Here is a 24,116-nt window from a genome sequence, read left to right as displayed (position 1 = left end):
CCATCATGTACGCAGTTCAGATCGAGGTGGTGGGAACCTGCAACCTCCGGTGCCCTTCCTGCGCGGTCGGCAACGCTGACGGTGGGCGGCGGACCGGCAGCATTGGCGGCACGATGCCGCTCGACCGGTTCCGGCAGACCCTCGACTGGGTGGACGGCTGGATCGAACGCGACCCGGCCGAGGTTATGGTCTGCCTTTACAGCTGGGGCGAACCTTTCATCCACACGGCCTTGCCGGATCTGATCGCCGAGGTGAAACGGCGCGGCTATGTCGCCGGGATTTCCAGCAATCTCAACCATGTCCGCAACCTCGACGCGGTTCTTCAGGCCGGGGTGGACGAGATCGTCGTCAGCCTGTCGGGCTTTTCCCAGCCAGTTTACGAACAGGGCCATACCGGCGGGGATATCGAGACGGTCAAGCGCAACATGGCGGCGCTGTCCGAGGCGATCGACCGGACGGGCAGCGCGGCCCGTGTCCTCGTGCATTACATCACGTACCGACACAATGCCGGCTCGGACGAATTCTCCGCCATGGCCGCCTATTGCGAAGAGCTTCGATTCGAGTTCGTGCCGTCCCTGGCCTTCTTTGCTCCGGTCGAGAAGCTTGTGGAAATGGCGAGCGGGCGCGTCTTCCCCAACGACGCCCCGATCCTGAGCCGGCTTGTGGTGCCGGTCGAGGAGCAGCTTCGGATTGCCGCGGCAGCGCCGGCCGGCGGTTCCTGCTCGCTCATCGAAGAGCGGATCGACATCGATGTGGACGGTGCGTTGAAGCTGTGTTGCTCAAGCTACGACCGTCAGTTCAACGTCGCCCCAGCCTTCGACGGTCTGGCGGTGGCGGAGGTGAACCAGCGCCGCCGGGATAGTGCGCTTTGCGAATCCTGCGGATCACGCGGAATCGATCGCATCTTCACACGGGCTGATTACGCGGAGTGGTGCGCGCGGGCCAATCCGGTTTTCGAGGCGATGGGGGTGCCGGTGCGGAGCGTCGGTCCTCACCTGATCGCGCATGACCGCCCGACGGAGAGCATGTTGCTCGCCCTCGTCAACGATGCCTTGATCGGTGGGCGTCTGGCGGAAGCCAAGGCGTCCTTTTCCGAATTGGAGCGGCGGCTGGAAAGCAAGTATGGGCCGCGAGGGACGAGCGTCGAAGCCGTCGCCGACTATGTCCAGGCCGGGGGGCGAAGGTTCGGGCGTGAGATCCCCATCGATCCGCTCGGACTCTTCTGCGCGGCGGGGCTGGTCGCGCAAATGCACGATGGAGATATCCCGCGGGCGCGTGTGATCTTCGAGACCTTGCGGGGCATGGCCGACCGGTTGGTCGGGGCAGGAATTTATGGCCGGACGGCGCGGGCCATGCAGCCGCAGATCGCCCAGTCTTGCGCCGCCTTGGCCGAGCCGCCGCCGGCAGCGGCAGCGAGCCCCGGGAACGCCTCGGCTCCCGTTCCACCGCCGTCGTTTCTGCGGCGGGCAGCCCGCCGATTGCGGGCAGCCCTTACAACCTGACCGTTTCGCGGCGACCGATTTGCCGCATTGGGTTCGCTCCGGCACCCGCGCTATCGTCGGCTGTCCTTCAAAACGGCAAAAGCGAAACGGCGGGGCAGGGCCATGGTGGTTGACTCGGCGCGGGCGCGCCTGTGGGGGTATGGCTGCATCGTCGCCTCCGCCCTGCTGTTCGGCGTGGCCGGGACGGCGGCCAAGATGATGTTCGTCGCTTCCATGCCGCCGCTGGTCATGATCGCGGTGCGCGCCATGGTGTCCGCCGCCGTGCTGGCCCTGATCATGCTGGCGCTCGGCCGGCCGATCCGGGTGCGGCGGGCGGACCTGCCGTTCCTGGGGGAGCTGGCGGTCTGGCTGACGCTGGTCAACCTGACCTTCTTCTACGCCATCGCCCTGACCAACGTGGCGCTGGCGCTGATGCTGGAATACACCGCGCCCATGCTGATCGTGGCCGCCGGGCTGCTGCTCGGCACCCACCGGATGAACCGGGCGGTGGCGCTGATCCTGGCGGGCAACGCCGCCGGCTGTTTCCTGCTGGTCGGCGCCTACGACCCGGCCCTGTGGTCAGGCAACGCGCTGGGGGCGGCGGTGGGCATGCTCTGCGCCGTGTGCTTCGCCGCCTACAACGTCCGCTGCGCCCACGGCCACCGGCGGGGGCTGGACAGTTGGTCGATGACCTTCTGGCCCTTCTTCCTGTCGGCGCTGTTCTGGCTGCTCACCACTCCAGCGATCGATTATGCGGCGGTCGAGGTGACCTGGGAGACGGTCGGTTTCGTCCTGTTCATCGGTGTCTTCGGCACGGTGGCGCCCTACTGGCTCTATCTGGAAGGGTTGAAGACGATCGAACCGTTCCCGGCGACGGTGATCGGCATGCTCGATCCCGTCTTCGCCGGGGTGACGGCCTTCCTGCTGCTGGGCGAGAGCTTCGAGCCGCCGCAACTGGTCGGAATGGCGGTGGTCTGCGCGGTGATCGTCTTCCTGAAGCGCAACGAGTCCGCCGTGCAGGCTATTCCCCGTCCTGCCGCAGAGCCTTCCTGAGCCAGATCTGCGTGTGCCCCGGCGGGTAGCCCTCCATCTCCGCCCACACCGCGTAGCCCTGCTTGCGGTAGAAGCCCGGCGCCTGGAAATCGTAGGTGTAGAGGCGCGACCAGCGGCAGCCGCGTTTCACCGCTTCCTCTTCCGCGGCGGCGAGCAGGCGGGCGCCCAGGCCGCCGCCGCGCCGGCCGTCGTGGACCCACAGGTAATCCACATACAGCCATTCCCAGTTCGTGTATCCGGTCAGCCCGGCCATCAGCGCCCCATCCGCATCGCGGACGGTCACCAGGAGGTCCCGCAGGTCGTAGGGGGCGGTGAAGCGCTCGTTGAAGGCGCGCAGTTCGCCGTGGATCTGCTTCACCTCGTCCGGGTCGAGCCGCCCGGAGAGGGAGAGGGTCAGCCCGGCCATCAAATCGTCCCGGGCACTGTGCCGGGCGCTGTCCTGTGTCACGCGGTCCGTCCTTTCAATTGCGGCGGAAGAAGGGCTTCCATGAGAAAAAGCCTCAATTCCATCCCTTGAGCGCGCCCGCATGCTCCGCTACAACGCCTGACAGATTCAATCCCCGTAAGACCGGAGGAGTCCGACGATGATGGGCATCACGCGGACCCTCGGACCCGCAAGATGGCCTAATCCGCCGGGCTTCGGCCTTTTCGACAGCATCTGACCGGACAAGACAGCTTCATGGACAAGATCCGCATCCGCGGCGGCAAGCCCCTTCACGGGTCGATCACGGTCGGGGGCGCCAAGAACGCGGCGCTGCCCCTGATGACCGCGGCGCTCCTCACCGACGGGACGCTGACGCTCACCAACCTGCCGATCCTCGCGGACATCAACACGCTGTGCAACCTGCTGCTCCAGCACGGCGTCGCGATCCACATGGCCGGGGCGGGCGGGGATTGCGCCGGCCGCGTGGTGGAGTTCACCGCGCGCGACATCACCAACACCACGGCCCCCTACGACCTCGTCCGCAAGATGCGGGCGAGCGTCCTGGTGCTCGGCCCGCTGCTCGCCCGCTGCGGCGAGGCCAAGGTGTCGCTGCCCGGCGGCTGCGCCATCGGCGCGCGCCCGGTGGACCTGCACATCAAGGGCCTGGAGGCCATGGGGGCGGACATCCGCATCGAGGGCGGCTACATCGTCGCCAAGGCGCCGCCGGGCGGCCTGCGCGGTGCCGAGTATGTCTTCCCCAAGGTGTCGGTGGGCGCCACCGAGAACCTGCTGATGGCCGCCACGCTGGCCCGCGGCACCACGGTGCTGGTCAACGCCGCCCGCGAGCCGGAGGTCACCGACCTCGCCGAATGCCTCGTCAAGATGGGCGCGAAGATCACCGGCATCGGAACCGACCGGCTGACCATCGTCGGCGTCGATCGGCTGAACGGCGCCCGCCACATGGTGGTGCCGGACCGCATCGAGACCGGCACCTACGCCATGGCGGCGGCGATGACCGGCGGCACGCTGGACATCCTGAACACCCGCATGGACCTGATCAAGGCGGCGGTGACCGCCCTGGTCCCGGCGGGCGTCGAGTTCACCGAGATCGAGACCAACGGCCAGACGGGCATTCGTGTCTCCCGCGCCAACGGCGAACTGGTCGGCGTGGACGTGATGACCGAGCCCTATCCCGGCTTCCCCACCGACCTTCAGGCCCAGATGATGGCCCTGATGTGCACGGCGAGGGGTGCAGGCATGATCACCGAGACCATATTTGAGAATCGGTTCATGCACGCGCCCGAGCTGACCCGCATGGGAGCCCGCATCACGGTGCACGGTTCCTCCGCCCTCGTCCGGGGTGTGGAGCGTTTGACCGGCGCGCCCGTTATGGCGACGGATCTCCGCGCGTCGGTGTCGCTGGTCCTGGCCGGTCTTGCGGCGGAAGGGGAGACGACGGTCAACCGCGTCTACCACCTCGACCGCGGCTACGAGCGGCTGGAGGACAAGCTGGCGGCTTGCGGCGCGGACATCGAACGCATCCGGGCGGAGGACGACTGACGGCGTCCTGCGCCCGCTCAGCCGTCCACAGCGAAGGGAAGCTCATGTCCGCCACGCCGATCCGCCTGCGCGCCCAGGATGCCGAGGATCTGAAAGTCGTCTCCGCCTGTCTGCAGGACGCCATCCTGCCGATCGGCGACATGTGCTTCCTGCCCGAAGAGGCGCGCTTCGTGCTGGTGGCCAACCGCTTCAAGTGGGAGACGGCCGACAAGCGCCGCCCCGGCCCCACCGCCGACGACGACCATCTGACCCCCTTCGAGCGCGTCAATTGCGGCGTGCGGATCGAGGGGGTGAGGGCCGTGAAGCTGCGCGGCCTCGACGTGAGGAACCGTGCGCAGATCCTGGAACTGCTCTCCGTCGAGGCGGCCGACGGCGCCCTGGTCCTGAATTTTGCCGGCGGCGCCTGCGTCCGGCTGGAAAGCCCGTCCTGGACCTGCTTCGTGGAGGATCTGGGCGAACCCTGGCCCACCGGCTGCAAGCCCTGCCATCCATTGGAAGACGAACAATAACCGGGAGACCGCCATGAAGGCGCGGGTGAAGTGGGTTGATGGGCGGATGTTCGTCGGCGAGTCCGGCAGCGGCCACGCCGTGGTCATGGACGGCGCGCCGGAGGCGGGCGGGCGCAACCTGGGCATCCGTCCCATGGAAATGCTGCTGATCGGCATGGGCGGCTGCACCGGCTTCGACGTGGTGATGATCCTGGAGAAGGGCCGTCAGGCCATCACCGACTGCGTGGCCGAGATCGAGGCCGAGCGTGCCGAGACCGACCCCAAGGTCTTCACGAAGATCCACGTCCATTTCGTGGTCACCGGGCGCGGCCTGGACCCGGCGAAGGTGGAGCGCGCCATCGCCCTGTCGGCAGAGAAATACTGCTCCGCCTCGATCATGCTGGGCGCCACGGCCGCAATCACCCACGATTTCGAGATTGTCGAGGCGCCTTAAAGCGGATTGCAATCCGCTTTGGACCGCGACGGCGGTCCCGGTCGCACATGCGACCGGAGCCCGCCAGCCAATAAGGCGATGTGAGTCTAAGAATGAGGCGATGTGAGTCTAAAGCGAACGGAAGTTCGCTTTAGGCGTTAGCGGAACCGGCGGGCTTCGGACGGGTTGGGACAGCGTCGATGTCCGTCCATGGAGCCCTGCCGCCATGTCCACCGATCCCGTTGCCGGCCGGACCCGGCCCGTCGTCGTCGTCACCGGAGCGTCCGCCGGGGTCGGGCGGGCGACGGCGCTCGCCTTCGCGCGGGAATGGGGCGCGGCGGTCGGGCTGATCGCCCGTTCCCGCGTGGCGCTGGAGGCGGTGGCGGCGGAGGTCGAGCGGCTCGGTGGCACGGCGCTGGTGCTGCCCGCCGACGTCGCCGACGCCGAGGCGGTGGAGGCCGCCGCCGAGCAGGCCGAACGCACGCTCGGCCCCATCGACGTCTGGGTGAACAACGCCATGGTGACGGTGTTCGGGCGCATCCGCGACCTGACGCCGGAGGAAGTCCGGCGGGTGACCGAGGTGACCTACCTCGGCTCCGTCCACGGCACGCTGGCGGCGCTGCGCCGCATGCTGCCGCGCGACCGCGGCCTCATCCTGCAGGTCGGGTCGGCGCTGGCCTACCGCTCCATCCCGCTCCAGGCCGCCTATTGCGGGGCCAAGAGCGCCATCCGCGGCTTCATCGACAGCCTGCGCTCCGAACTCATCCACGACGGCAGCCGCCTGCAAGTGACCATGGTCCATCTGCCCGCCGTCAACACGCCGCAGTTCGACTGGGCGCGCAGCCACATGCCGCGCCGGGCGCGGCCGGTCGGCGCCATCTTCGACCCGGACGACATCGGCCGGGCCATCGTCCGGGCCGCGGCGGACCCCAAGCGGGAGCACTGGCTGGGCTTCACCACCGCCGAGGCGATCCTCGGCACGCAGGCGCTGCCCGCCTACGCCGATTACCGGGTGGCCTTCACCGCCTTCGAGGGGCAGGAGACGGAGGAGGCGGAAGCGCCCGGCCGGCCCGACAACCTGTTCGAGCCGGTGCCGGGCCTGCACCGCACGCACGGGCGCTTCACCGGGCAGGAGGAGCGCCTGTCGCTCAGCACCACCGGAACCGCCGCCCGCGGTTTCGCTTTCCTCGCCGGCCTCGTGGTGGCCGGAGGGATCGGCTACGCCGCGCGCGCGGCCCTGCGGAAGGAACGCGCCTGATGGCGGCGATGGGTCAGGGCGTGATCAGCTTCAGCCCGAGGATGCCGGCCACGATCAGCGCGATGCAGCCGAGCCGCAGGATGTCGGCGGATTCCCCGTAAAGCAGGATGCCCAGAATGACCGTGCCGACCGTTCCGATGCCGGTCCACACGGCGTAGGCGGTGCCGAGCGGCAGGGACTTCAGCGCCATCCCAAGCAGGGCGAGGCTGATGACCATCGACGCCACGGTCAGGGCGGTGGGAATGGGACGGGTGAACCCCTCCGTCTGCTTCAGGCCGACGGCCCAGCCGATTTCGAAAAGGCCGGCGAAAAACAGGATGACCCAGGACACGGAACACCTCCGATGGATTGGAGGCAGGGTCGTCCCCGCCGAACTCCCCACGCCCGACATGGATGTGACATGGCGGGGCGTGCCGTGATGAGGTCGTCCTCACGGGAGGGCGACCGGGATATAGGGATGCGGGCGGTCCGGTCAAGGCCCGTAGTCAAGGCTCCTGGTCAACGCCCTTGGTCAGGCGCCGTCCCAGCGATGGCCGCTGTCGGTCTCGCACAGCATGGCGACCTCGCGGCGCGGGCAGCGGCGGTCGTCCAGCGGCAGGACGGTGAAGCCGGACGCGGGGCGCTCGCGGGTGGCCGGCTGCGACGGGGAGGAAGGCTGGGAGGGCGTTGCGGTGCGGCGGGGCATGGCGGTCACCAGGGTTGGAAGGGTGGTTCGCTCCACTCTAGCCGTGGTGTTCCGCCCGCGCTGTGGCGGGCCTCACAGGATGGCTCAGGCCCGCTTGCGCTCCGCCGCGTCCTTGGGCAGGAACAGGCGGCAGGTCAGGACCGGCCCGATCTCGTAGCCGTTGACGCGCGGGAAGCGCTGGGCGATGCGGTCCAGCGCCTCCTTCTGGTTGGCGGCGACGACCAGATAGGCCCGCCCGTCGCGCCAGGAGGCGGCCATGGCGCCGCTGGTGAAGAGCGCGTCGGGGGCGCGGCGGACCGCCACCTCCCAGATGGTTCCGGGCCGAGCCTCCAGCCGGTCGAAGACGTGGAAGAGTTCCATCGGCGCCTGCTGGACCGCGTCGAGCTGCCGTTCCAGGACCTCGGCCTGCCGCTTGGCGTCCGCCAGCGCCTCCTCCAGGCCGCCCAGCGCTCCGCGTGTCGTCTCCAGCGTCTTCCTGGCCTCCTGGAGGCGCTGCTCCATGGTCCGGATGTCCTTTTCGACGGTGGCGATCTCGTCGCGCGCCGCGCGGACGCGGCGTTCGCCCATCCGGTTCACCAGGACGCTGGCCGCCAGCAGCAGCAGCGCCCCGTAGAGGATGATCGCCGTCATGGGGACACCGGCCGCCCGCTGTCGTTGGCCCCGCTTCCCGCCGGGATCAGTGGGATCGTCTCGGGCCGCGAGGACAGGACGCCGTTGCGCGCGCTGAAGGCGCGCTGGAGCATCGCCGCCGCCGCGTCCGGCGTGTCGGCCCAGACGCGGGCGATGTTCCGGCGGTCCCAGATCGCCCGCGCGAACAGCATGCGCCGGGGATCGAGCCGGGCGAAATCCGGGACGGTGCGCAATTCGCTCTCATAGCGCTGGGCACCGCTCTGCGCGTCGCCGATCTCATGCACCAGGGCGATCTTGGACGCCTTGACCGACGCGATCAGGCCGGTCAGGCGCCCGCGCTCGGCGATCAGGCGGTCGAGCGACTCCTGCCGGGAAGCGCTTTCGGCCTGGGCGTCCTCGATCCGGCGGTTGAGGGCGGCGAGATCGGCGGCCTGGGCCTCCAGCTTCCGCCGCACCAGCGCCTTGCGGCTGCCGGTGGTGGTCAGGCGCGAGGCCTCGTAGACCACGGACAGGCCGAGCGCGCCGATGCACAGGACCAGAACGGCGAGGGCGAAGGTGTCCATGTTCATCGCATCACCATCCCGACCATCAGCGCACCCCCGGAGCGCCGGGAACGCCAGCCGACCCGGCCATGGGAAGCCCCAGCCGTTCGGCGGGCGCCGGGTTGCGGGATTGTCCGGTCCGCCGCGCGGCTTCGAACAGCTCCCGCAGGCCGCGGTCGGAACCGCGCGCCGGACCGCCGCCAGGCGCGGGACGGCCCAAGACGCCGCCGTCCGTCTCCTCGCTGTGCGCGGTCAACCACGCGGCGGCGGCATCGACCAGAGGCAGGGGCAGCAGCGCGCGAAGCGCCGCGCCGAGCAGCGGGTCGCGGCGGGTGTAGAGTCCGGCCACCGCGAACAGGGCCATCGCTTCCGGCGGGACGCTGTCGTTGGCCAGCGCGCCGCGCACGCAGGCCAGCAGTTCGTCGATCTCCATGTCCGGCGCCCGCCGGCCCAGCGTCCGCCATCCGTCGGACAGGCGCAGCGCGGCGGCCAGCGTGTCCACGTCCATGCCGTCCAGCGGCCGGAGCATGGACACTCCGCCGGGAATCGCCAGGGTGCTGGCGGCGCGCATGCGGTGGCTGTTGGCCTCCTCCAGGAACAGGGCGAGCGCGGCGGGGTCGGTGCGCAGCGCGTCCAGGACGGCCAGCGAGCGGTCGCGCAGAACGTCCGCCCAGTCCACCATCTCCGGCGAGGTCAGCACCCGGTCGAGGGCGCCGTCGCGCAGCCGGTTGTCCAGACGGTTCTGCACGGTGGCCGGCAGGTCATCCATGCGCCGCGACAGGGCCGGCCACCAGCCGGCGGTGTCGAGGACGCGGATGCAGCCGGGCAACGGCTCCGCGACCGACAGCAGGACCGGGTCGCGCAGCATCACCGGCTCCAGCCAACGCGCCCAGAGCCGGCGCGTGTGCGCCTGCCGCCGGCTGGACAGCAGGCCAAGGAGCATGGCGCGCACCGGCAGCCCGGCCGGCCGGTCCGCAGCCCGCGACGCACCGGGGCGGTGGTCGAAGCGCGACAGGAACCGGCGGAACGCCGCGTACCGTCCGGCGGGTGCGCCGTCCCGGCTCGTGCCGTCCAGGGTCGTGGTGCTCGGGGTCATGCCGTCCAAGCTCCTGCCATTGGAATCCCCATTTTTGAGGTCCCCGCCCTTGGTGTCCATGTCCATACGCGGGCAAACTCCCTCGTTTTCGGAGAGTATAAAAGATTACAGTAATACTTGGGTATGCATCAAAGGGCAGAATCGGCCCAAATTCGTGCTGGGTTCCTCTAATGCATGACGTTTTGTGACAATTTGCTACACCCCTGGACGGGTCGGCTTAGGTCTCGTACCGCTTTGGTGCCTTCCTTGTCCGTCGATGCGGAACCATTTGGGTAGGTCATGCGTGGAGGAGAGCATGGGCCAGGATATGGACGAAGGTCTGGACGACGAACCGTTGTTCGGACCCGACGACGGCTTTGCCGACGACTCCACGGCCAACGCCCGGCCGGCGGACCCGTGGCCCGTTCTGGTGGTCGACGACGATCCCCAGGTCCATACCATGACCGAGGTGCTGCTGCGCGATTTCGAGTTCGAAGACCGGCCGTTCGAGGTGGTCAGCGCCCTGTCGGCCGCGGCCGCCCGGTCGCTCCTGCTGACCCGCCCGGACATTCCGGTGGCGCTGCTCGACGTGGTGATGGAGACGGACGACGCCGGCCTGCGTCTGGTCCGCTTCATCCGCGAGGATCTGAACAACCATCGCATGCGCATCATCCTGCGCACCGGCCAGCCCGGACAGGCGCCGGAACGGGACGTGGTCGTCGCCTACGACATCAACGACTACAAGGCCAAGAGCGAACTCACCGCCCAGCGCCTGTTCACCACGCTGGTCAGCGGCCTGCGGGCGTGGCGCGACATCGTCACCATCGAGCGGCACCGCCAGGGGCTGGAGCGCATCCTCGCCGCCTCCGCCCCGCTGTTCGAAACCCGCTCCATGCGAACGCTGGTGGAAGAGCTGGTGGACCAGCTCAGCAAGGTCGTGGACCACAGCGGCGGCGCCATTCTGGCCTGCCGCATGGTGGACCGCGGCGACGGCAAGACGCGGGCCGCCCTGGTCGCCGGTTCCGGCCGCTTCGCGCGGTTCGTCGGGCGGCCCGCCTCCGACGCCCTGGAGCCCGATCTGACCGCCCAGGTGGTCGCCGCCTTCGAGACGCAGCAGAGCAGTTTCGGGTCGGCCCGCTGCGTCCTCGCCTTCCGCACGCGGGAGCACGGGACGACGGTCTTCGCCCTGGAGCGCAGCGAGCCCTACCGCGAAGACGATCACCGTCTGCTGGAGCTGTTCTGCGCCCGCGTCATCATCGGTTTCGACAATGTGTGCCTCTATGAGGATCTGGTGGCGCTGAACCAGTCGCTGGAGCGGCGCGTCGGCGAGCGGACGGCCGAGCTGGCCGCCAACCAGGCCGCCCTGGTCGCCGCCAAGGAGCGGGTGGAGCGGGCGCTGGAGGCCGAACTGGTCGCCCGCGAGCAGCAGCGCCAGTTCGTCACCATGGTCAGCCACGAATTCCGCACGCCGCTGGCCATCATCGACAGCGCCGCCCAGATGCTGACGCTGCGGGCGGAGCGGGAGACCCCGGACTCGCTGGAACGGCTGCGCGTCATCCGCAGCAGCGTCCAGCGCCTGACCGGGTTGATCGACACCCATCTGACTGACGAGCGCCTTCAGGCCGGGACGCTGAGGGTGCAGCGGGCCGAGGTCGATCTGAGGGCGCTGCTGCGCTCGGTGACCGAACCCTTCCGCACCGCCTATTCCGGCTGCGACTTCCACCTGGATCTCGATCCGCTGCCGCCCGTGGTGATGGCCGACGGGCATCTGCTGGGCATGCTGTTCAGCAACCTGCTGAACAACGCCTTCAAATATTCGGACAGCGACTGCCGGATCGCCGTGCGCGGTCGGATGGACGGCAGCATGGCGGTGGTCGAGGTGGCCGACCAGGGGCGCGGCATCCCGCAGCACGAATTGCCCCTGCTGTTCGAGCGGCATTACCGGGGGACCGGTTCGGCCGGCGTGCCGGGGACGGGCATAGGGCTGCACACGGTGCGGCAGATCATCCTGCTGCACGGCGGCTCGATCAGCGTCGAAAGCACGGTCGGGCAGGGCAGCGTCTTCCGTGTCCGTCTCCCGCTGAAAAGCTGACCGCGTCCGGTCGGCCGCCGCCTTCCCTTGATAATCCTTCCAGCGCGGCGGACGGAAATGTAACGTGCTCATAACAAGGCCGACGCGATTGCCGGAAACCGCTCCGGACCCTTCTGACGCGGCGGGCGGCCTTTTCGCACTCCAACGGAAGAACCGTGGACTCCATTATGCTCGCTCAGCAATATGCCGGGATCAAACGGGACCTCGACGAAAAAGGCATCATCTTCTCGTTCAGCGGCTATCTGTCCGAGGGGATACTCTATTCCCTGGGAGAGGCGTTGCGGGAAAAGATGACCCTGGAGGAAACCGACGGCCCGACGGTCCGCCGGGTCTTCGCCGTCTTTGTCGAGCAGATGCAGAACATCATCCGTTACTCGGCCGAGAAGATGACCGGCGCGCGCGAGAAGCCGGTCGAGCTGAGCGCCGGGATGGTCACCATCGGCATGGAAGGCGGGAAGGTCTTCATCGTCTGCGGCAACACCGTGTACAACGCCGATGTGCCGCGCCTGCGCGACCGGCTCGAATATCTGAAGGGCTTGGACAAGGACGCCATCAAGACCTATTACCGGGAGCAGCTGCGCGAAACCCCGGAAGAGGGCGCGCGGGGCGCCAACATCGGGCTGATCGAGATCGCACGCCGCGCCAGCGAACCCATCGAGTATGATTTCCTCGAAATGGACGAAGGCAAAAGCTTCTTCTGTCTCAAGGCTCGGATCTGAAAGCGGCTGTGGACATCCGGACGACCATGGAATCCCTGAAATTGCCCGCGACGGGCCGGACGCCCGAAGTCGATTTCGACTTCGCCCAGGGCGTGCTCCGCCTCAGCGGCGAGTCCTATCCCGACGACGTCGCGACCTTCTTCGGCCCGATCTTCGCCGCTCTCCGCGCCTTCCTCGCCGAGGCGGGCGGCCACCCGATCCGCTTCGACATGGAACTGCTGTACTTCAACAGCTCCAGCGCCAAGGCCCTGATGAACATCTTCCAGATGCTGGAGACGGCGGCCGGCAACGGGCGCAGCATCGCCGTCACCTGGTGCTACGAGGAGAACGACGATTCGATGCAGGAGCTGGGCGAGGATTTCGCCGAGGATCTGCACCACGTCGCCTTCACCCTGAAACAGATTCCCGCAGACGGGGCGCCATGACCTTCAACCTCTTCGCCGCTGAGGAGCTGGCCATCGAGCAGGCCCGCCTTCTGGGTGAGAGGCTGGGCGCCGCCGCGCCCGAACTGCGCGCCGACTTCGAGGCTCTGGTGGAGGCGTTCCAGCGCAGCACGCGCGAGCAACGCCGGCTGGTCCGGGTCAGCGACCGGCTGCAGGCGCAGCTCGGCTCCGCCAACCAGGAGCTGGAACGCCGCCGGCAGGAAGCGGAAACCGCGCTGGCCGATCTGCGCGAGGCGCAGGAAGCGATGGTCCGCGCCGAGAAGCTGGCCTCCCTGGGCGCCCTGGTGGCCGGGGTGGCGCATGAGATCAACACCCCTGTGGGCATCGCGGTGTCCTGCGCGTCGCACCTGTCCGACGCCACCGCCGGGCTGCGCCGGCGCGCCCAGTCCGGCGAGCTGAGCAAGGCGGACTTCTCCCGCTATCTCGCCACCGCCACCGACACCACGGCGCTGATCCTCACCAACTGCGAGCGGGCGGCCAAGCTGATCGCCAGCTTCAAGCAGGTGGCGGTGGACCGCGCCAGCGCCGAGCGGCGGGCGGTGAACCTCAACCGTTATATCCAGGAGACTCTGGTCAGTCTGGAACCGAAGCTCCGCCAAGGCCGGCACGGCATTTCCGTCTCCTGCCCGGACGGGCTGGTGGTGGACAGCTATCCGGGTGCGCTGTCGCAGATCCTGACCAACCTTGTGATGAATTCGGTCACCCACGCCTTCGTCGACGCGCAGGGCGCGGAGGGGCAGGGCGGCGCCCTGTCGATCACTGTGCAGGAGCCGGAGCCCGGCACCGTGCGGCTGGTCTACACCGACGATGGCCGGGGCATTCCAGCCGACCACCTGCCCCGCATCTTCGACCCCTTCTTCACCACCCGGCGCGGCGAGGGAGGCAGCGGACTCGGCCTGCACATCGTGCACAATCTGGCGGTCGGTGCGCTGAAGGGGACGATTTCGGTGGACAGCGCGCCGGGGCAGGGAACGCGCTTCGTCCTGACCTTTCCGAGAAGCACTCCTCCGGACGACGCGCCCGCCTGAGCGGCGCCGGATCGCCCCGATTTCAGACCACCCGGATTTCAAACCACCCGGACTTCAGACCACCCGGACTGGGGCGGAGAACACATAGCCGACGCCGTGGACCGATTTGACCGGGGCGGTTTCGCCGATGGCGTTTTCCACCTTATGGCGCAGACGCCCGACCACCGTGTCGATCGAACGGTCGTCGGGGTTCCAGCGGCGGTTGTAGAGCGCCACGGAGATCTGGTCGCGGGTCGCCGGCTGGCGGGCCTGCCCGGCCAGCAGCGAGACCAGCTTCATCTCCATGCTCGTCAGGCTGACGCGAACGCCCGCCGGGCTGGTCAACGCCCAGGCCGTGGCGTCCAGGATCCAGCTGGCCTCGTCCGTTGCGGGCGGGCCGGAGGACTGCGGAGACAGCGGTGCGGTGGTGCCGTTGCTGGTCTCCAGACGGCGAAGCAGGGCTTTGGCCTGGGCTTCCAACTCGCGCATCTCGACGGGCTTCACCAGATAGGCGTCGGCCCCCAGTTCCAGCCCGACCACCCGGTCCACGGTGGAGCCGCGGGCGGTCACCATGATGATTCCGATGGCGGGATTCTCGCGCAGCCGCGTGGCGATCTTGAACCCGTCTTCGCCCGGAAGGTTGACGTCCAGAACAACCAAGGATACCGGGCGTGACGCGATCTGCTCGTCCAGTTCGCGTCCATTCTTCGCTCCGATCGCGTCGAAGCCGCAACTGCGCAGGTACTCGATCATGTCACGTCGCAGAGACGCCTCGTCCTCGACGACAACGATCGTAACGGCCGCCATCCCCTCTGCTCCCCCGTTACCGGTGCTTATTGTTCATAGGGCCGGCGCGGAAACTATATGAAGTCGAATGGTAAATCGAGTGACTTCGGCCCGCAACGGCCCCCTGCTGCACTATTACGCAATCTTTCGAAGGGTAGTTACGCGATTTCCCACAGGGTGTTCCGCGTCGGGGCCGCCGGATCGTCGGCCAGCCGGACCCGGAAGCCGATCATGGTGATGTCGTCGCGCTGCGGGCGGTCGCCCTGGAAGCCGGACAGGCAGGCCTCGATGCGCTCCTTCTGCAGGTCGAGCGGCAGGGCGCTGCACTCCTCCACCACGCCGTGCAGCCGGCGTTTGCCGAAGCTCCGCCCCCGTTCCCCGCCGCACTGGTCGGTCAGCCCGTCGGTGCAGATGTAGAAGGTCTGGTCGGGCAGCAGGTCCAGGCTGTGATTCGTGAAGGCCGGGGTGGGGCCGGACGCGCGGTAGCCCAGGCTGCGGCGCTCGGCGCGGATCTCGGTCAACCCGCCCGGCCCGGCGATGGCCAGGGGCAGGCGGGCGCCGGCATAGACGAGCCGCCGCCGCGCCGGCTGGACGTAGCACAGCGCCAGATCCAGCCCGTTGTCGAAGCCGCCCTCCCAGCTTGCCGCGTCGCCGTCCTGATGCAGCGCCGCCCGCACCTTGCCGTCCACCATGCCGAGCAGCGCCGCGGGATCGGCGGCGCCCATGCCGTCCACCACGTTGTTCAGCACCGCGCTGGCCGTCATGGTCATGAAGGCGCCGGGGACGCCGTGGCCCGTGCAGTCGGCCACGCCGATGAGGAAGCCGTCCTCTACCTCGCGGTAATAGTAGAAGTCGCCGCTGACCACGTCGCGCGGACGCCACAGGACGAAGTGCTGGGCCAGCCCGCCCTCCAGAACCTCCGGCTTCGGCAGGATGGAGGACTGGATCAGCTGGGCGTAGTTGATGCTGTCCATGATGCGGCGGTTGATGTCGGCCAGCGCCTCCGTCCGCTCCTGGACGCGGAACTCCAGCGTCTGGGTGTAGTCCTGGACGGTCTCGGCCATGCGGTTGAAGGTCTTGGTCAGGACGCCGATCTCATCCTCCCGCTCGGTGGCGAGGCGGGCGCCGTAGTCGCCCCGGGACACCGCCTGGGTCGCCTGGGTCAGCCGCCGCAGCGGGCGGAGCACGACGCGGTTCAGCATGACGCTGATGATGGCGATGGCGGTGATCAGGGACAGCAGAAGCAGCCCGCCCACCGGCAGCAGCGCCTCCAGCGTGTTGCGGTGGACCTCCTCCGTCGAATAGAGCAGGCGCAGCGTTCCCACCTGCCGGGTCACCCCGTCGCGCCCCCGCAGATCGATGACCTTCTCGACGGTGGTGGAATCGGCGGAGGTCCTGGGGTCGCCGGACACCGCCATCGGTTCGCTGCGCCCCGGCTCGAAGACGGAGACGGCGAGGATGGCCGGGTCGCGCTCGCGCAGCGAATCGATGATGTTGCGGACGGCGCGGTCGTCGATCTCCCAGATCGGGTTGGCCAGCGCGTCCGTTTGCATGGCGGCGACCAGCTGCGCCCGCTTGGTCAGAGCCGAGACCTGCTGGTGTTCCACGATGTTGGCCGACACGGCCACGGCGACCATCCCCACGGCGGCGGCGGTGACCAGGATGACGCTGCCGATGCGGGTCAGCAGCGAACGGTCGTGCCGTCCAACGGCGAGGGAGCGCAGCTCGGTCACGGGCTGATTCCCTGCCGCGCCCACAGCGCCGGCAGGGCGCCGCTGCGCTCCAGCCGGTCGAGCGTGCCGTTGATCCAGGCGATGCCGACCGGACCGTCGCGGCGGACCAGAATGGTGTGCTCGTAGATCTGATCGGTGCGGTCGGACACCAGAAGCAGCGGGGCCATATCGGGGTTGGCCTTCAGGAACTGCGCCAGGAAGGAGCGCGTGACGATGGCCAGCGCGGCGCGCCCGGCGGCGACGCTGCGCACGTTGCCCTCATGCGTGACGGTCAGCCGGGTGTTGAAGCGCTTCTCCAGCACCTCCGGGTCGGCGGTCATGCCGGCGAAGGCGTAATGGTAGCCGAGCCGACCGAGGATCGTCTTGTCGTCCAGCCGGTCGAAGTAGCTCTGGTCCATGCCGGGACCGGCCTTGGCGACGAACACCTCCGCGTCGCGCAGGAACACCCGCGAAGCCTCCACGGGGCGCCCCTTCCAGCCCCAGGCGAGGCTTTCGAAGGCGATCATATCGAAGCGGCCCCGCTCCATGTCCTCGTAACGCCGCTGGGGAGAGGTGCGGACCAGTTCGAATCGGAAGTCGCTCTGCTCCGCGTTCAGAAGGTCGAGCAGGGCCTGGGTGACGCCGCCGCCGGACTCGGTGACGTAGGGGGGGAACTCGTAGCCGCCGACCTTGACGGTCACCGGAGCGGTCGCGGAGTCGGCGGTTGCCGCAAGGCCGGACGACGGAAGGCCGCCCGCCGTTAGTCCGGCGAGCGCCAAGGCCAGTATCGTCCGGCGGGCAACCGCTTCTGCCATCCTCAGCCCCGATGCTGTTCGCACGGCTGTGCGAAAAATCCACGGCATTTTACCAATGTATGCGCGTATGCAGCAATCTTTGTCATTGAATGTGAAAGAATAATTTTACCATCAGGCCGCTTCCGTTTCCCGTTCTTCCTCGGCCAGCGCGCCGATCTCGTCACCGCTCAGCGTCTCGCGCTCCAGCAGGGCGGCGGTGATCCGCTCCAGCGCCGCGCGGTCGGCGGCGAGAATGCGGCGGGCGCGCTCCATCCCCTCGTCGGTGATGCGGCGGACCTCCTCATCGATGCGCCAGGCGGTGCGTTCCGAGCGCACGACGGCGGGGTCGTTGCCGGCGTGGGCGACATAGCCGATGGCGTCGCTCATCCCCCAGGCGGTGACCATGCGGCGGGCGAGATCTGTGGCGGCGCGGAAATCGGCCTCCGCCCCGGTGGTGACGGCGTCCGGGCCGAAGACCAGATCCTCCGCCGCACGCCCGGCCATGGCGACGGCGATGTCGGCCAGCAGCTTGGCGCGCGACACCGACACGCGGTCGCCTTCCGGCAGCCGCACCACCATGCCCAGCGCGCGGCCGCGCGGGATGATCGTGGCCTTGTGGATGGGATCGGCCTCCGGGCAGCGGATGGAGACCAGCGCGTGACCGGCCTCGTGATAGGCGGTCAGGCGCCGCTCGTGGCTGGAGAGGGCGAGGCTGCGCCGCTCGTTGCCCATGAGGACGCGGTCCTTCGCCGCCTCGAAATCGGCCATGCCGACGATGACGCGCCCGTTGCGCGCGGCGGACAGGGCGGCCTCGTTGGTCAGGTTGGCCAACTCGGCTCCGGAGAAGCCGGGCGTGCCCCGCGCCACCGTGCGGACGCAGACGTCAGGGGCGAGGTGCAGCCGGCCGGTGTGGACGCCCAGGATGGCCTCGCGCCCCGCCACGTCGGGCAGCGCGACGTGGATGTGGCGGTCGAAGCGGCCCGGCCGGGTCACGGCGGGGTCCAGCATCTCCGCGCGGTTGGTCGCGGCGATCACCACCACCTCGCCGCCGTTCACGATGCCGTCCATCTCGACCAGGAGCTGGTTCAGGGTCTGCTCCCGCTCCGAATGGGAGTTGGATTCGCCGCGCTTGCCGGCCAGGGCGTCGACCTCGTCGATGAACAGCAGACAGGGGGCGGCGGCCCGCGCCGTCTTGAAGACGCTGCGCACCCGCGCGGCACCCAGCCCGACGAACATCTCGACAAAGTCGGAGCCGGAGACGGTGAAGAAGGGCACCCCGGCCTCGCCGGCCGCGGCCTTCGCCAGCATCGTCTTGCCGGTGCCCGGCGGGCCGACCAGCAGGATGCCCTTGGGCACGCGGGCGCCGGCCATGGCGAAGCGCCGCGGGTCGCGCAGGAACTCCACGGTCTCGCGAAGCTCGTCCTTGGCCTCGTCCACCCCGGCGACGTCGGCGAAGACGGTGCCGGTGTCGCGCGGGCGGACGCGGGTGGCCCGGTTGCCGCCGAGGAACTGCCCGCCGCTGAGCAGCAGCGCGCCGATCAGCAGGCCGATCACCAGGAAGGGGGCCAGCTTCTCCAGGACCGAAACGGTGCCGGAGACCAGCCCGCCGGCCTCCTCCTCGAAGGCGATGGCGATCTTGCGCCCGCGCAGCTCCTTCAGCAGGTCGTCGGTGACCGGAACGACGGCGCGCAGCCGCTGGCCGTCCGGCGTGACGGCGTGCGCCCCGTCGCCGCGGAAGGTGACCGAGGCGATGTCCCCCCGTTCGGCCGCCGCCACCAAGTCGCTGTAGGTCGCGATCTCCTCGGCGCCGTCGCGCGTGTAGTCGGTCCAGGCCGCGAAGGCGAACCATCCAAGCAGAAGCGCAGCAACAACGGCGAGGGCGGTCAGGTACTTTTTCGGGATCGGCGGCATGGCGTCCTACGAAAGCAGCGAAAACCGTTTCCGGCACATCGCCATCATTGATGAAGGCGCCACCGCCCCGCATCAACCGCATTCGGTCCAGGACTTTTCTTTGACCCAAAAGTAACGAGAGGGTTAATGGCCCGGAGTCACTCCAGCCCGGCCTTCTTGCGCACGTCGTAGCTGCGCGTCCGCGACCATTCCTCCATGAACTTGACCAACTCCGCGTCGGGCGGGTCGGGGAGGACGACCTTCAGCTTCACATACTGGTCGCCGGCCTGCTTGGTCGCCTGGTTCATCACGCCCTTGCCGCGCAGCCGCAGGGTGGAGCCGGTGTTGGCCCCCGGCTGGATCTTCAGCGCGACCGGACCGCTGACGGTGGGCACACGGATGGTGGCGCCGAGAACCGCCTCGTTCAGGGTGATCGGCACCTCGACATGGATGTCGGCGCCCTGGCGGGTGAAGAAGGGGTGCGCCTCGACATGGACCTCGACGATGGCGTCGCCGGCCCCGAAGCCGCCGGCGCCGGGAAGCCCCTGGCCCTTCAGCCGCAGCTTCGCCTGATCCTCGGTCCCCGGCGGAACGGCGACGTCGATGCTCTTGCCGTTGGACAGACTGATGCGCCGCTTGGTGCCCTGGGCCGCCTCGACGAAGGGCACGGAGACCGAATAGTTGATGTCGCTGCCGCGCGACCGCGAGCCGCCGCCGGCAGCCCCGCCCGCGGCGCCGCCACCGGGCCCCCCGCGCTTGCGCCCGCCGCCGAACAGGTCGGAGAACCAATCCTCGCCGCCGAAGAAGGAATCGTCCCCGGCGCCGCCGGCCCCGCTGTAGGCGCGGCTGCGCCCGGCGTTGGCGCGGGAGCGGCCGCCGAAGCCGTGATGCCGCTCCTGGCCCGAGGCGTCGATCTCGCCGCGGTCGAAGCGGGCGCGCTTGTCGGAATCGGACAGCAGCGTGTAGGCCGCCGAGATTTCCTTGAAGCGCTCCTCGTTCGCGGCGTTGCCGGGCTTCAGGTCGGGGTGGAACTCCTTGGCGAGCTTGCGGTACGCCTTCTTGATGTCGTCGGCGCTCGCGGAGCGGGTGAGGCCGAGGATTTGATAAGGGTCACGCATGCTTTCCACGGACAGAGTTATTCCACCCCGAAGCCCGGGGATACGGCATTACGAATTGGCGACAATCTTCCACGTACCGTCGGCCTGTTTGCAAGCGGTTCCGTAGGCCAATTCGGTCTGGCTCTTTGTGGTTACCGTTTGGTGGAACTCCCGGCAATACTGACCGGCGTTGTTGTAGCCCTCGCGCGTCGTGGTCAGCGAGCCGTAATGGCCCGTCGCCGGGTTGGTCCAACCGATCTTCTCGCCGACCGGGGCGGCGTAGGCGCGCTTGGCCGCGGTCTCGGCGGCGGCGGCGTCCGACGGCTCGATCGCCGCACCGCCGATGAAGGCGCCCAGCAGCGGGCCGGTGCCCGAGGAGGCGACCTTGCCCGACGCGCTGCCATAGGTCGACGAGATCCGGCCGCCGACGGTCTCCGCGTTCTTGGTGGCTTCCTTGGAGGTGCTGACGCAACCCGCAAGCAGGGCGATCGCCATCGCCGCCGGGACGAGCTTCTTCACGAACATCGATGCTGCCTCGAAAGGTTGGGAGCCGGCATGCCTTGCTACTGGCGCACCGGTGGACACTCATATATGCGAGGCTATCCTATCTGTGAATTGGGCATATTTGTGAACTGGGAAGACGCTGTGACCGGCGCCGAAACCCAACGTTGAAACCATGGGCCGACGGCCGCGCTACGAGGGGACAATGAGCGAATCCAACGACCGGGACCCGTACGCCCTGTTCCAGGACTGGATGGACGAGGCCACCCGCAGCGAGATCAACGATCCCAACGCCATGGCCCTGGCCACCGCCGACGCGCAGGGGGCGCCGTCGCTGCGCATGGTGCTTCTGAAGGGCATCGACCCGCGCGGATTCGTCTTCTACACCAACACGGAGAGCCGCAAGGGCGAGCAGCTTCTGGCCAACGCCAACGCCGCCCTGTGCTTCCACTGGAAGACGCTGAAGCGCCAGATCCGCGTCGAGGGCGCGGTGGAGCAGGTGTCCGACGCCGAAGCCGACGCCTATTTCGAAAGCCGTCCGCGGGAAAGCCGCATCGGCGCCTGGGCCTCGCAGCAGTCGCGCCCCCTGGAGGGCCGGTGGGAGCTGGAGAAGCGGGTCGCCCAGTTCGCCGCCAAGTTCGGCCTGGGCGCCGTGCCCCGCCCGCCGCACTGGACCGGCTTCCGCATCCTGCCGCGGCGAATCGAGTTCTGGCAGGACCGGCCCTTCCGCCTGCATGAGCGGATTCTGTACCTGCGCGAGGGCGACCCGGCGGCGGCGGAGCCGGCGCGCTGGACGACGGAGCGTCTTTTCCCGTAAAGGACCGGAGGGTCACCGCATAAGAAGACGCTTATGAGCGAATCGCGTTCGCACCGGCTGCGCCGGTACGCCACCTACGCCAGCGTGTCGGTGTCCCTCACGCTGATCCTGGCGAAGCTGGCGGCCTATCTGGCGACCGACTCGGTCAGCATCCTGTCGTCGCTGATCGATTCCAGCACCGACATGATGGCCTCGGTGGTGACCCTGTTGGGGGTGCGGACGGCGCTGCGCCCGCCGGACGAGGCGCACCGCTTCGGCCACGGCAAGGCGGAGGCGCTGGCCGCGCTGGCGCAGGCCGCCTTCATCGGCGGTTCCGCGTTGTTCCTGACCATCGAGGCGGTGCGCCGCCTCATCACCCCGCAGCCGGTGGGCGAGGGGGCGGTTGGCATCGCCGTGATGCTGCTGTCCATCCTGCTGACCGCCGGCCTGATCACCTTCCAGCGCCATGTGGTGACGGCCACCGGCTCGGTCGCGGTGGGGGCGGACCGGCTGCATTATTCCGGCGACCTGCTGATGAACGCGGCGGTCATCCTGGCGATCCTGCTGACGGGATGGACGGGCATCAGCGCCTTCGATCCGCTGTTCGGTCTGGGCATCGCCGCCTTCCTGCTCTACGGCGCCCGCAAGGTCGCGAGGGAGGCGCTGAACGTCCTGATGGACCGGGAGCTTCCGGCGGAGGAGCGGGAGCGCATCGCGGCATTGGTGACGGCACAGCCGGACGTCGTGGGGATGCACGACCTGCGCACGCGCAGTTCCGGCGTCGGCGCCTTCATCGAACTGCATCTGGAACTCGACCCATCGCTGTCGGTCGCCAAGGCGCACGACATCACCGACCGGGTGGAAAACCGCCTGAAGGACGTCTTCCCCGGCGCCGAGGTCCTGATCCACCAGGAGCCCGCCGGTCTTCAGGACGATCGGCTGGACCACCGTATTGCCGAGGGCCAGGGCACCGAGGGCGGTGCCGGCTGACGCTTTCTCCGCCTTCGGTTGCGAGCGGGTTACCGAAGCGCAATAATTGAGCATATTGCCTTTTAGAATGACCCTTCCTTCGTTGCGCATTTGTAAGGGTTCGGTAATAATTGCATTGGATTTTAGCGCTCTGCGCATTCTTGTGAAACGGATGGCGGAAAAATGGACAGTGCGTTCGGCGGCCGCTCTCATTTGATCGCGGACATTGCCACCGAAGCGGGCAATCTCGGCATCGAGATCGCGGACATCGCGGGCCATGTGGAGGAGGTCAACGGCCGCCTCGGCCATCAGGCCAACGTTTTCGCGCAGTTGCGCGGCACCGGAAACAAGATGTCGGAGAGCACGCAGCGCATCTCCGCCGCCGCGACCGTGGCGCGTTCCGTGACCGAGCAGGCCCGGCAGGAGGTCGAATCTTCCCACGACCGGGTGCAGCGCTCCATGGATGACATCCATGCCCTCGTCGCCGCGGTGGGGGGCATCGAAGGCCAGATCGCCGGCCTCCAGGAGGCGCTCGACCGCGTCGGGCGGGTTGCCAAGGAAATCTTCGTCATCGCCAAGCAGACCAACCTGCTGGCGCTCAACGCCACCATCGAGGCGGCCCGCGCCGGGGAGGCCGGGCGCGGCTTCGCTGTGGTGGCGAACGAGGTCAAGGCCCTCTCGAAGAAGACCAGCGAGGCGACGACGGAGATCGACGCCACGCTGAAATACCTGAACGACCAGGCGCAGCGCCTGATGGCTGAAAGCGCGTCCAGCGCCGGCAAGGCCCGGGCGGTGAGCGAGGGCACCACCGCCATCGGCGCCGTCATCGAGACCGTCGGCCGGGCCATGTCGGAACTGAACGGCGAGACCGACAAGATCGACGCGGCCTCCTCCGAGATCGGCGCCAATTGCGACGAGCTTCAGCACGAGATCGACGACCTCGCGGTCGGCGTGCAGCTGTCCAGCGACAATCTGGCCCAGGCGCGCGACCGCGTGAACACGCTGGTCGGGATGAGCGAGCGGCTGATCGGCATCACCGCCGAGTTGGACGTGGAGACGGTCGACACCCCCTTCATCCGCATGGTCACCGACGCCGCGTCGCGCATTTCCGCCGATTTCGAGGACGCGCTGTCGCGCGGCGAGGTGCGTGAAGGCGACCTGTTCGACAGCAATTACCAGCCCATTCCCGGCTCCAATCCGCAGCAGCACATGACCCGCTTCACCGAGTTCTGCGACCGCGTGCTGCCGAGGGTGCTCGATTCGCTGCTGGGGCAGAGCGAGCGCATCGTCTTCTGCGTGGCGGTCGATTCGAACGGCTATCTGCCGACCCACAACCGTAAGTTCAGCCAGCCCCAGGGGAGCGACCCCACCTGGAACGCGGCCAATTGCCGCAATCGGCGCATCTTCAACGACCGGGTCGGCCTCGCCGCGGGGCGCAGCATGAAGCCGTTCCTGCTCCAGACCTACCGGCGCGACATGGGCGGCGGGAAATACACCCTGATGAAGGACGTGTCGGCGCCGATCACCGTGCGCGGCCGCCATTGGGGCGGGCTGCGTCTGGCCTACAAGGTCTGAGCGGCGGCACGCCCGCCGTCCGGGGCGTGCCGTGAGGCCGATGGCGCCGCCGCCTGAACAGTTTTGAATTGGGTACCATTGAGTGTTGCGGTTTCACGATTGCATC

Annotated in this window: 25 protein-coding genes; 13 read left to right on the top strand and 12 right to left on the bottom strand. The window is 68.5% G+C overall.

The features are described from left to right. Positions 1-5: 5 nt before the first annotated feature. Both D3869_RS02660 and D3869_RS02655 read left to right on the top strand, forming a co-directional pair. On the top strand, positions 6-1,502 hold the full coding sequence (locus tag D3869_RS02660; protein WP_137138850.1) for a radical SAM protein: 1,497 nt from the start codon (positions 6-8) through the stop codon (positions 1,500-1,502). A gap of 102 nt (positions 1,503-1,604) precedes the next feature. Beyond that, the gene (locus D3869_RS02655; protein ID WP_137138849.1) at positions 1,605-2,534 is read left to right on the top strand and encodes an EamA family transporter; all 930 of its coding nucleotides are present in this window, start codon (positions 1,605-1,607) and stop codon (positions 2,532-2,534) included. Here the strand turns inward: D3869_RS02655 and D3869_RS02650 are convergent. Then, complete coding sequence (locus D3869_RS02650; RefSeq protein WP_247895694.1) at positions 2,503-2,940, bottom strand: GNAT family N-acetyltransferase; 438 nt, start codon at positions 2,938-2,940, stop codon at positions 2,503-2,505. The genes D3869_RS02655 and D3869_RS02650 overlap by 32 nt on opposite strands. A gap of 273 nt (positions 2,941-3,213) precedes the next feature. Here D3869_RS02650 and murA point away from each other — a divergent pair, with 273 nt between their 5' ends. From murA to D3869_RS02630, 4 genes are all read left to right on the top strand, one after another. Further along, positions 3,214-4,518, top strand: a complete 1,305-nt coding sequence (murA, locus tag D3869_RS02645) for a UDP-N-acetylglucosamine 1-carboxyvinyltransferase (protein ID WP_137138848.1) — start codon at positions 3,214-3,216, stop codon at positions 4,516-4,518. Positions 4,519-4,562: 44 nt separating this feature from the next. Beyond that, positions 4,563-5,027: a DUF2948 family protein gene (locus tag D3869_RS02640; protein ID WP_137138847.1), complete on the top strand. Its 465-nt coding sequence runs from the start codon at positions 4,563-4,565 to the stop codon at positions 5,025-5,027. Positions 5,028-5,040: 13 nt separating this feature from the next. Continuing rightward, positions 5,041-5,460 carry an OsmC family protein gene (locus tag D3869_RS02635; RefSeq protein ID WP_035674032.1) on the top strand — a complete coding sequence of 140 codons (420 nt, stop codon included), beginning with the start codon at positions 5,041-5,043 and terminating at the stop codon, positions 5,458-5,460. Positions 5,461-5,665: 205 nt separating this feature from the next. Next, on the top strand, positions 5,666-6,697 hold the full coding sequence (locus D3869_RS02630; protein WP_137138846.1) for an SDR family oxidoreductase: 1,032 nt from the start codon (positions 5,666-5,668) through the stop codon (positions 6,695-6,697). A 13-nt stretch (positions 6,698-6,710) separates the two neighbouring features. Here D3869_RS02630 and sugE read toward each other — a convergent pair whose 3' ends face one another. From sugE to D3869_RS02610, 5 genes are all read right to left on the bottom strand, one after another. Then, positions 6,711-7,028 carry a quaternary ammonium compound efflux SMR transporter SugE gene (sugE, locus tag D3869_RS02625; RefSeq protein ID WP_014240532.1) on the bottom strand — a complete coding sequence of 106 codons (318 nt, stop codon included), beginning with the start codon at positions 7,026-7,028 and terminating at the stop codon, positions 6,711-6,713. Between the two features lie 180 nt (positions 7,029-7,208). Further along, the gene (locus tag D3869_RS32970) at positions 7,209-7,382 is read right to left on the bottom strand and encodes a hypothetical protein (RefSeq protein WP_175426388.1); all 174 of its coding nucleotides are present in this window, start codon (positions 7,380-7,382) and stop codon (positions 7,209-7,211) included. Between the two features lie 84 nt (positions 7,383-7,466). Continuing rightward, positions 7,467-8,012 (bottom strand): hypothetical protein, encoded by a 546-nt coding sequence (locus tag D3869_RS02620; RefSeq protein ID WP_137138845.1) that lies wholly within the window; start codon positions 8,010-8,012, stop codon positions 7,467-7,469. Further along, positions 8,009-8,581 (bottom strand): hypothetical protein, encoded by a 573-nt coding sequence (locus D3869_RS02615; protein WP_137138844.1) that lies wholly within the window; start codon positions 8,579-8,581, stop codon positions 8,009-8,011. The genes D3869_RS02620 and D3869_RS02615 overlap by 4 nt, the downstream gene beginning before the upstream one ends. Before the next feature lie 19 nt (positions 8,582-8,600). Further along, positions 8,601-9,650 (bottom strand): hypothetical protein, encoded by a 1,050-nt coding sequence (locus D3869_RS02610; RefSeq protein ID WP_137138843.1) that lies wholly within the window; start codon positions 9,648-9,650, stop codon positions 8,601-8,603. A 295-nt stretch (positions 9,651-9,945) separates the two neighbouring features. Here D3869_RS02610 and D3869_RS02605 point away from each other — a divergent pair, with 295 nt between their 5' ends. From D3869_RS02605 to D3869_RS02590, 4 genes are all read left to right on the top strand, one after another. After that, entirely contained in the window at positions 9,946-11,721 is a 1,776-nt protein-coding gene (locus D3869_RS02605) for an ATP-binding response regulator (protein ID WP_137138842.1), read from the top strand. Positions 11,722-11,876: 155 nt separating this feature from the next. Next, positions 11,877-12,440 (top strand): SiaB family protein kinase, encoded by a 564-nt coding sequence (locus D3869_RS02600; RefSeq protein ID WP_247877333.1) that lies wholly within the window; start codon positions 11,877-11,879, stop codon positions 12,438-12,440. A gap of 26 nt (positions 12,441-12,466) precedes the next feature. Next, a complete protein-coding gene (locus D3869_RS02595) occupies positions 12,467-12,865 on the top strand; it encodes a DUF1987 domain-containing protein (protein WP_137138841.1) in 399 nt (132 codons plus the stop codon). Further along, positions 12,862-13,911, top strand: a complete 1,050-nt coding sequence (locus tag D3869_RS02590) for a sensor histidine kinase (RefSeq protein WP_137138840.1) — start codon at positions 12,862-12,864, stop codon at positions 13,909-13,911. The genes D3869_RS02595 and D3869_RS02590 overlap by 4 nt, the downstream gene beginning before the upstream one ends. A gap of 54 nt (positions 13,912-13,965) precedes the next feature. Here D3869_RS02590 and D3869_RS02585 read toward each other — a convergent pair whose 3' ends face one another. The 6 genes from D3869_RS02585 to D3869_RS02560 form a co-directional block, all read right to left on the bottom strand. Beyond that, the gene (locus tag D3869_RS02585; protein ID WP_137138839.1) at positions 13,966-14,697 is read right to left on the bottom strand and encodes a response regulator transcription factor; all 732 of its coding nucleotides are present in this window, start codon (positions 14,695-14,697) and stop codon (positions 13,966-13,968) included. Between the two features lie 137 nt (positions 14,698-14,834). Beyond that, the gene (locus D3869_RS02580; RefSeq protein WP_137138838.1) at positions 14,835-16,409 is read right to left on the bottom strand and encodes a SpoIIE family protein phosphatase; all 1,575 of its coding nucleotides are present in this window, start codon (positions 16,407-16,409) and stop codon (positions 14,835-14,837) included. Next, positions 16,406-17,203, bottom strand: coding sequence for a substrate-binding periplasmic protein (locus D3869_RS02575; protein ID WP_137138837.1), 798 nt, complete (start codon positions 17,201-17,203; stop codon positions 16,406-16,408). The genes D3869_RS02580 and D3869_RS02575 overlap by 4 nt, the downstream gene beginning before the upstream one ends. A 111-nt stretch (positions 17,204-17,314) precedes the next feature. After that, a complete protein-coding gene (ftsH, locus tag D3869_RS02570) occupies positions 17,315-19,093 on the bottom strand; it encodes an ATP-dependent zinc metalloprotease FtsH (protein WP_137138836.1) in 1,779 nt (592 codons plus the stop codon). A 137-nt stretch (positions 19,094-19,230) separates the two neighbouring features. Continuing rightward, a complete protein-coding gene (locus tag D3869_RS02565) occupies positions 19,231-20,190 on the bottom strand; it encodes a DnaJ C-terminal domain-containing protein (protein WP_137138835.1) in 960 nt (319 codons plus the stop codon). 48 nt (positions 20,191-20,238) lie between these two features. Beyond that, positions 20,239-20,694, bottom strand: a complete 456-nt coding sequence (locus D3869_RS02560; RefSeq protein ID WP_137138834.1) for an RT0821/Lpp0805 family surface protein — start codon at positions 20,692-20,694, stop codon at positions 20,239-20,241. Positions 20,695-20,875: 181 nt separating this feature from the next. On the opposite strand from D3869_RS02560, the gene pdxH reads away from it, so the two are divergent. The 3 genes from pdxH (at position 20,876) to D3869_RS02545 (ending at position 24,010) form a co-directional block, all read left to right on the top strand. Further along, positions 20,876-21,487, top strand: coding sequence for a pyridoxamine 5'-phosphate oxidase (gene pdxH, locus D3869_RS02555; protein WP_137138833.1), 612 nt, complete (start codon positions 20,876-20,878; stop codon positions 21,485-21,487). A 33-nt stretch (positions 21,488-21,520) separates the two neighbouring features. Then, on the top strand, positions 21,521-22,456 hold the full coding sequence (locus D3869_RS02550; RefSeq protein WP_137138832.1) for a cation diffusion facilitator family transporter: 936 nt from the start codon (positions 21,521-21,523) through the stop codon (positions 22,454-22,456). A 162-nt stretch (positions 22,457-22,618) separates the two neighbouring features. Further along, complete coding sequence (locus D3869_RS02545) at positions 22,619-24,010, top strand: methyl-accepting chemotaxis protein (RefSeq protein ID WP_137138831.1); 1,392 nt, start codon at positions 22,619-22,621, stop codon at positions 24,008-24,010. Positions 24,011-24,116: the final 106 nt, after the last annotated feature.

This window comes from Azospirillum brasilense, assembly GCF_005222205.1.
In the GTDB taxonomy this organism is placed as follows: domain Bacteria; phylum Pseudomonadota; class Alphaproteobacteria; order Azospirillales; family Azospirillaceae; genus Azospirillum; species Azospirillum brasilense_G.
The sequence above is the reverse complement of the archived record's forward strand: the minus strand, read 5'-3'. Positions and strand labels throughout refer to the sequence as shown.

What these genes read in the sequence shown, in the direction of transcription:
- D3869_RS02660 (WP_137138850.1), top strand. Translation starts at nt 6, where the DNA reads ATGTACGCAGTTCAGATCGAGGTGGTGGGAACCTGCAACCTCCGGTGC.
- D3869_RS02655 (WP_137138849.1), top strand. Translation starts at nt 1,605, where the DNA reads ATGGTGGTTGACTCGGCGCGGGCGCGCCTGTGGGGGTATGGCTGCATC.
- D3869_RS02650 (WP_247895694.1), bottom strand. Translation starts at nt 2,940, where the DNA reads ATGGCCGGGCTGACCCTCTCCCTCTCCGGGCGGCTCGACCCGGACGAG.
- murA (WP_137138848.1), top strand. Translation starts at nt 3,214, where the DNA reads ATGGACAAGATCCGCATCCGCGGCGGCAAGCCCCTTCACGGGTCGATC.
- D3869_RS02640 (WP_137138847.1), top strand. Translation starts at nt 4,563, where the DNA reads ATGTCCGCCACGCCGATCCGCCTGCGCGCCCAGGATGCCGAGGATCTG.
- D3869_RS02635 (WP_035674032.1), top strand. Translation starts at nt 5,041, where the DNA reads ATGAAGGCGCGGGTGAAGTGGGTTGATGGGCGGATGTTCGTCGGCGAG.
- D3869_RS02630 (WP_137138846.1), top strand. Translation starts at nt 5,666, where the DNA reads ATGTCCACCGATCCCGTTGCCGGCCGGACCCGGCCCGTCGTCGTCGTC.
- D3869_RS32970 (WP_175426388.1), bottom strand. Translation starts at nt 7,382, where the DNA reads ATGCCCCGCCGCACCGCAACGCCCTCCCAGCCTTCCTCCCCGTCGCAG.
- D3869_RS02620 (WP_137138845.1), bottom strand. Translation starts at nt 8,012, where the DNA reads ATGACGGCGATCATCCTCTACGGGGCGCTGCTGCTGCTGGCGGCCAGC.
- D3869_RS02615 (WP_137138844.1), bottom strand. Translation starts at nt 8,581, where the DNA reads ATGAACATGGACACCTTCGCCCTCGCCGTTCTGGTCCTGTGCATCGGC.
- D3869_RS02610 (WP_137138843.1), bottom strand. Translation starts at nt 9,650, where the DNA reads ATGACCCCGAGCACCACGACCCTGGACGGCACGAGCCGGGACGGCGCA.
- D3869_RS02605 (WP_137138842.1), top strand. Translation starts at nt 9,946, where the DNA reads ATGGGCCAGGATATGGACGAAGGTCTGGACGACGAACCGTTGTTCGGA.
- D3869_RS02595 (WP_137138841.1), top strand. Translation starts at nt 12,467, where the DNA reads ATGGAATCCCTGAAATTGCCCGCGACGGGCCGGACGCCCGAAGTCGAT.
- D3869_RS02590 (WP_137138840.1), top strand. Translation starts at nt 12,862, where the DNA reads ATGACCTTCAACCTCTTCGCCGCTGAGGAGCTGGCCATCGAGCAGGCC.
- D3869_RS02585 (WP_137138839.1), bottom strand. Translation starts at nt 14,697, where the DNA reads ATGGCGGCCGTTACGATCGTTGTCGTCGAGGACGAGGCGTCTCTGCGA.
- D3869_RS02575 (WP_137138837.1), bottom strand. Translation starts at nt 17,203, where the DNA reads ATGGCAGAAGCGGTTGCCCGCCGGACGATACTGGCCTTGGCGCTCGCC.
- ftsH (WP_137138836.1), bottom strand. Translation starts at nt 19,093, where the DNA reads ATGCCGCCGATCCCGAAAAAGTACCTGACCGCCCTCGCCGTTGTTGCT.
- D3869_RS02565 (WP_137138835.1), bottom strand. Translation starts at nt 20,190, where the DNA reads ATGCGTGACCCTTATCAAATCCTCGGCCTCACCCGCTCCGCGAGCGCC.
- D3869_RS02560 (WP_137138834.1), bottom strand. Translation starts at nt 20,694, where the DNA reads ATGTTCGTGAAGAAGCTCGTCCCGGCGGCGATGGCGATCGCCCTGCTT.
- pdxH (WP_137138833.1), top strand. Translation starts at nt 20,876, where the DNA reads ATGAGCGAATCCAACGACCGGGACCCGTACGCCCTGTTCCAGGACTGG.
- D3869_RS02550 (WP_137138832.1), top strand. Translation starts at nt 21,521, where the DNA reads ATGAGCGAATCGCGTTCGCACCGGCTGCGCCGGTACGCCACCTACGCC.
- D3869_RS02545 (WP_137138831.1), top strand. Translation starts at nt 22,619, where the DNA reads ATGGACAGTGCGTTCGGCGGCCGCTCTCATTTGATCGCGGACATTGCC.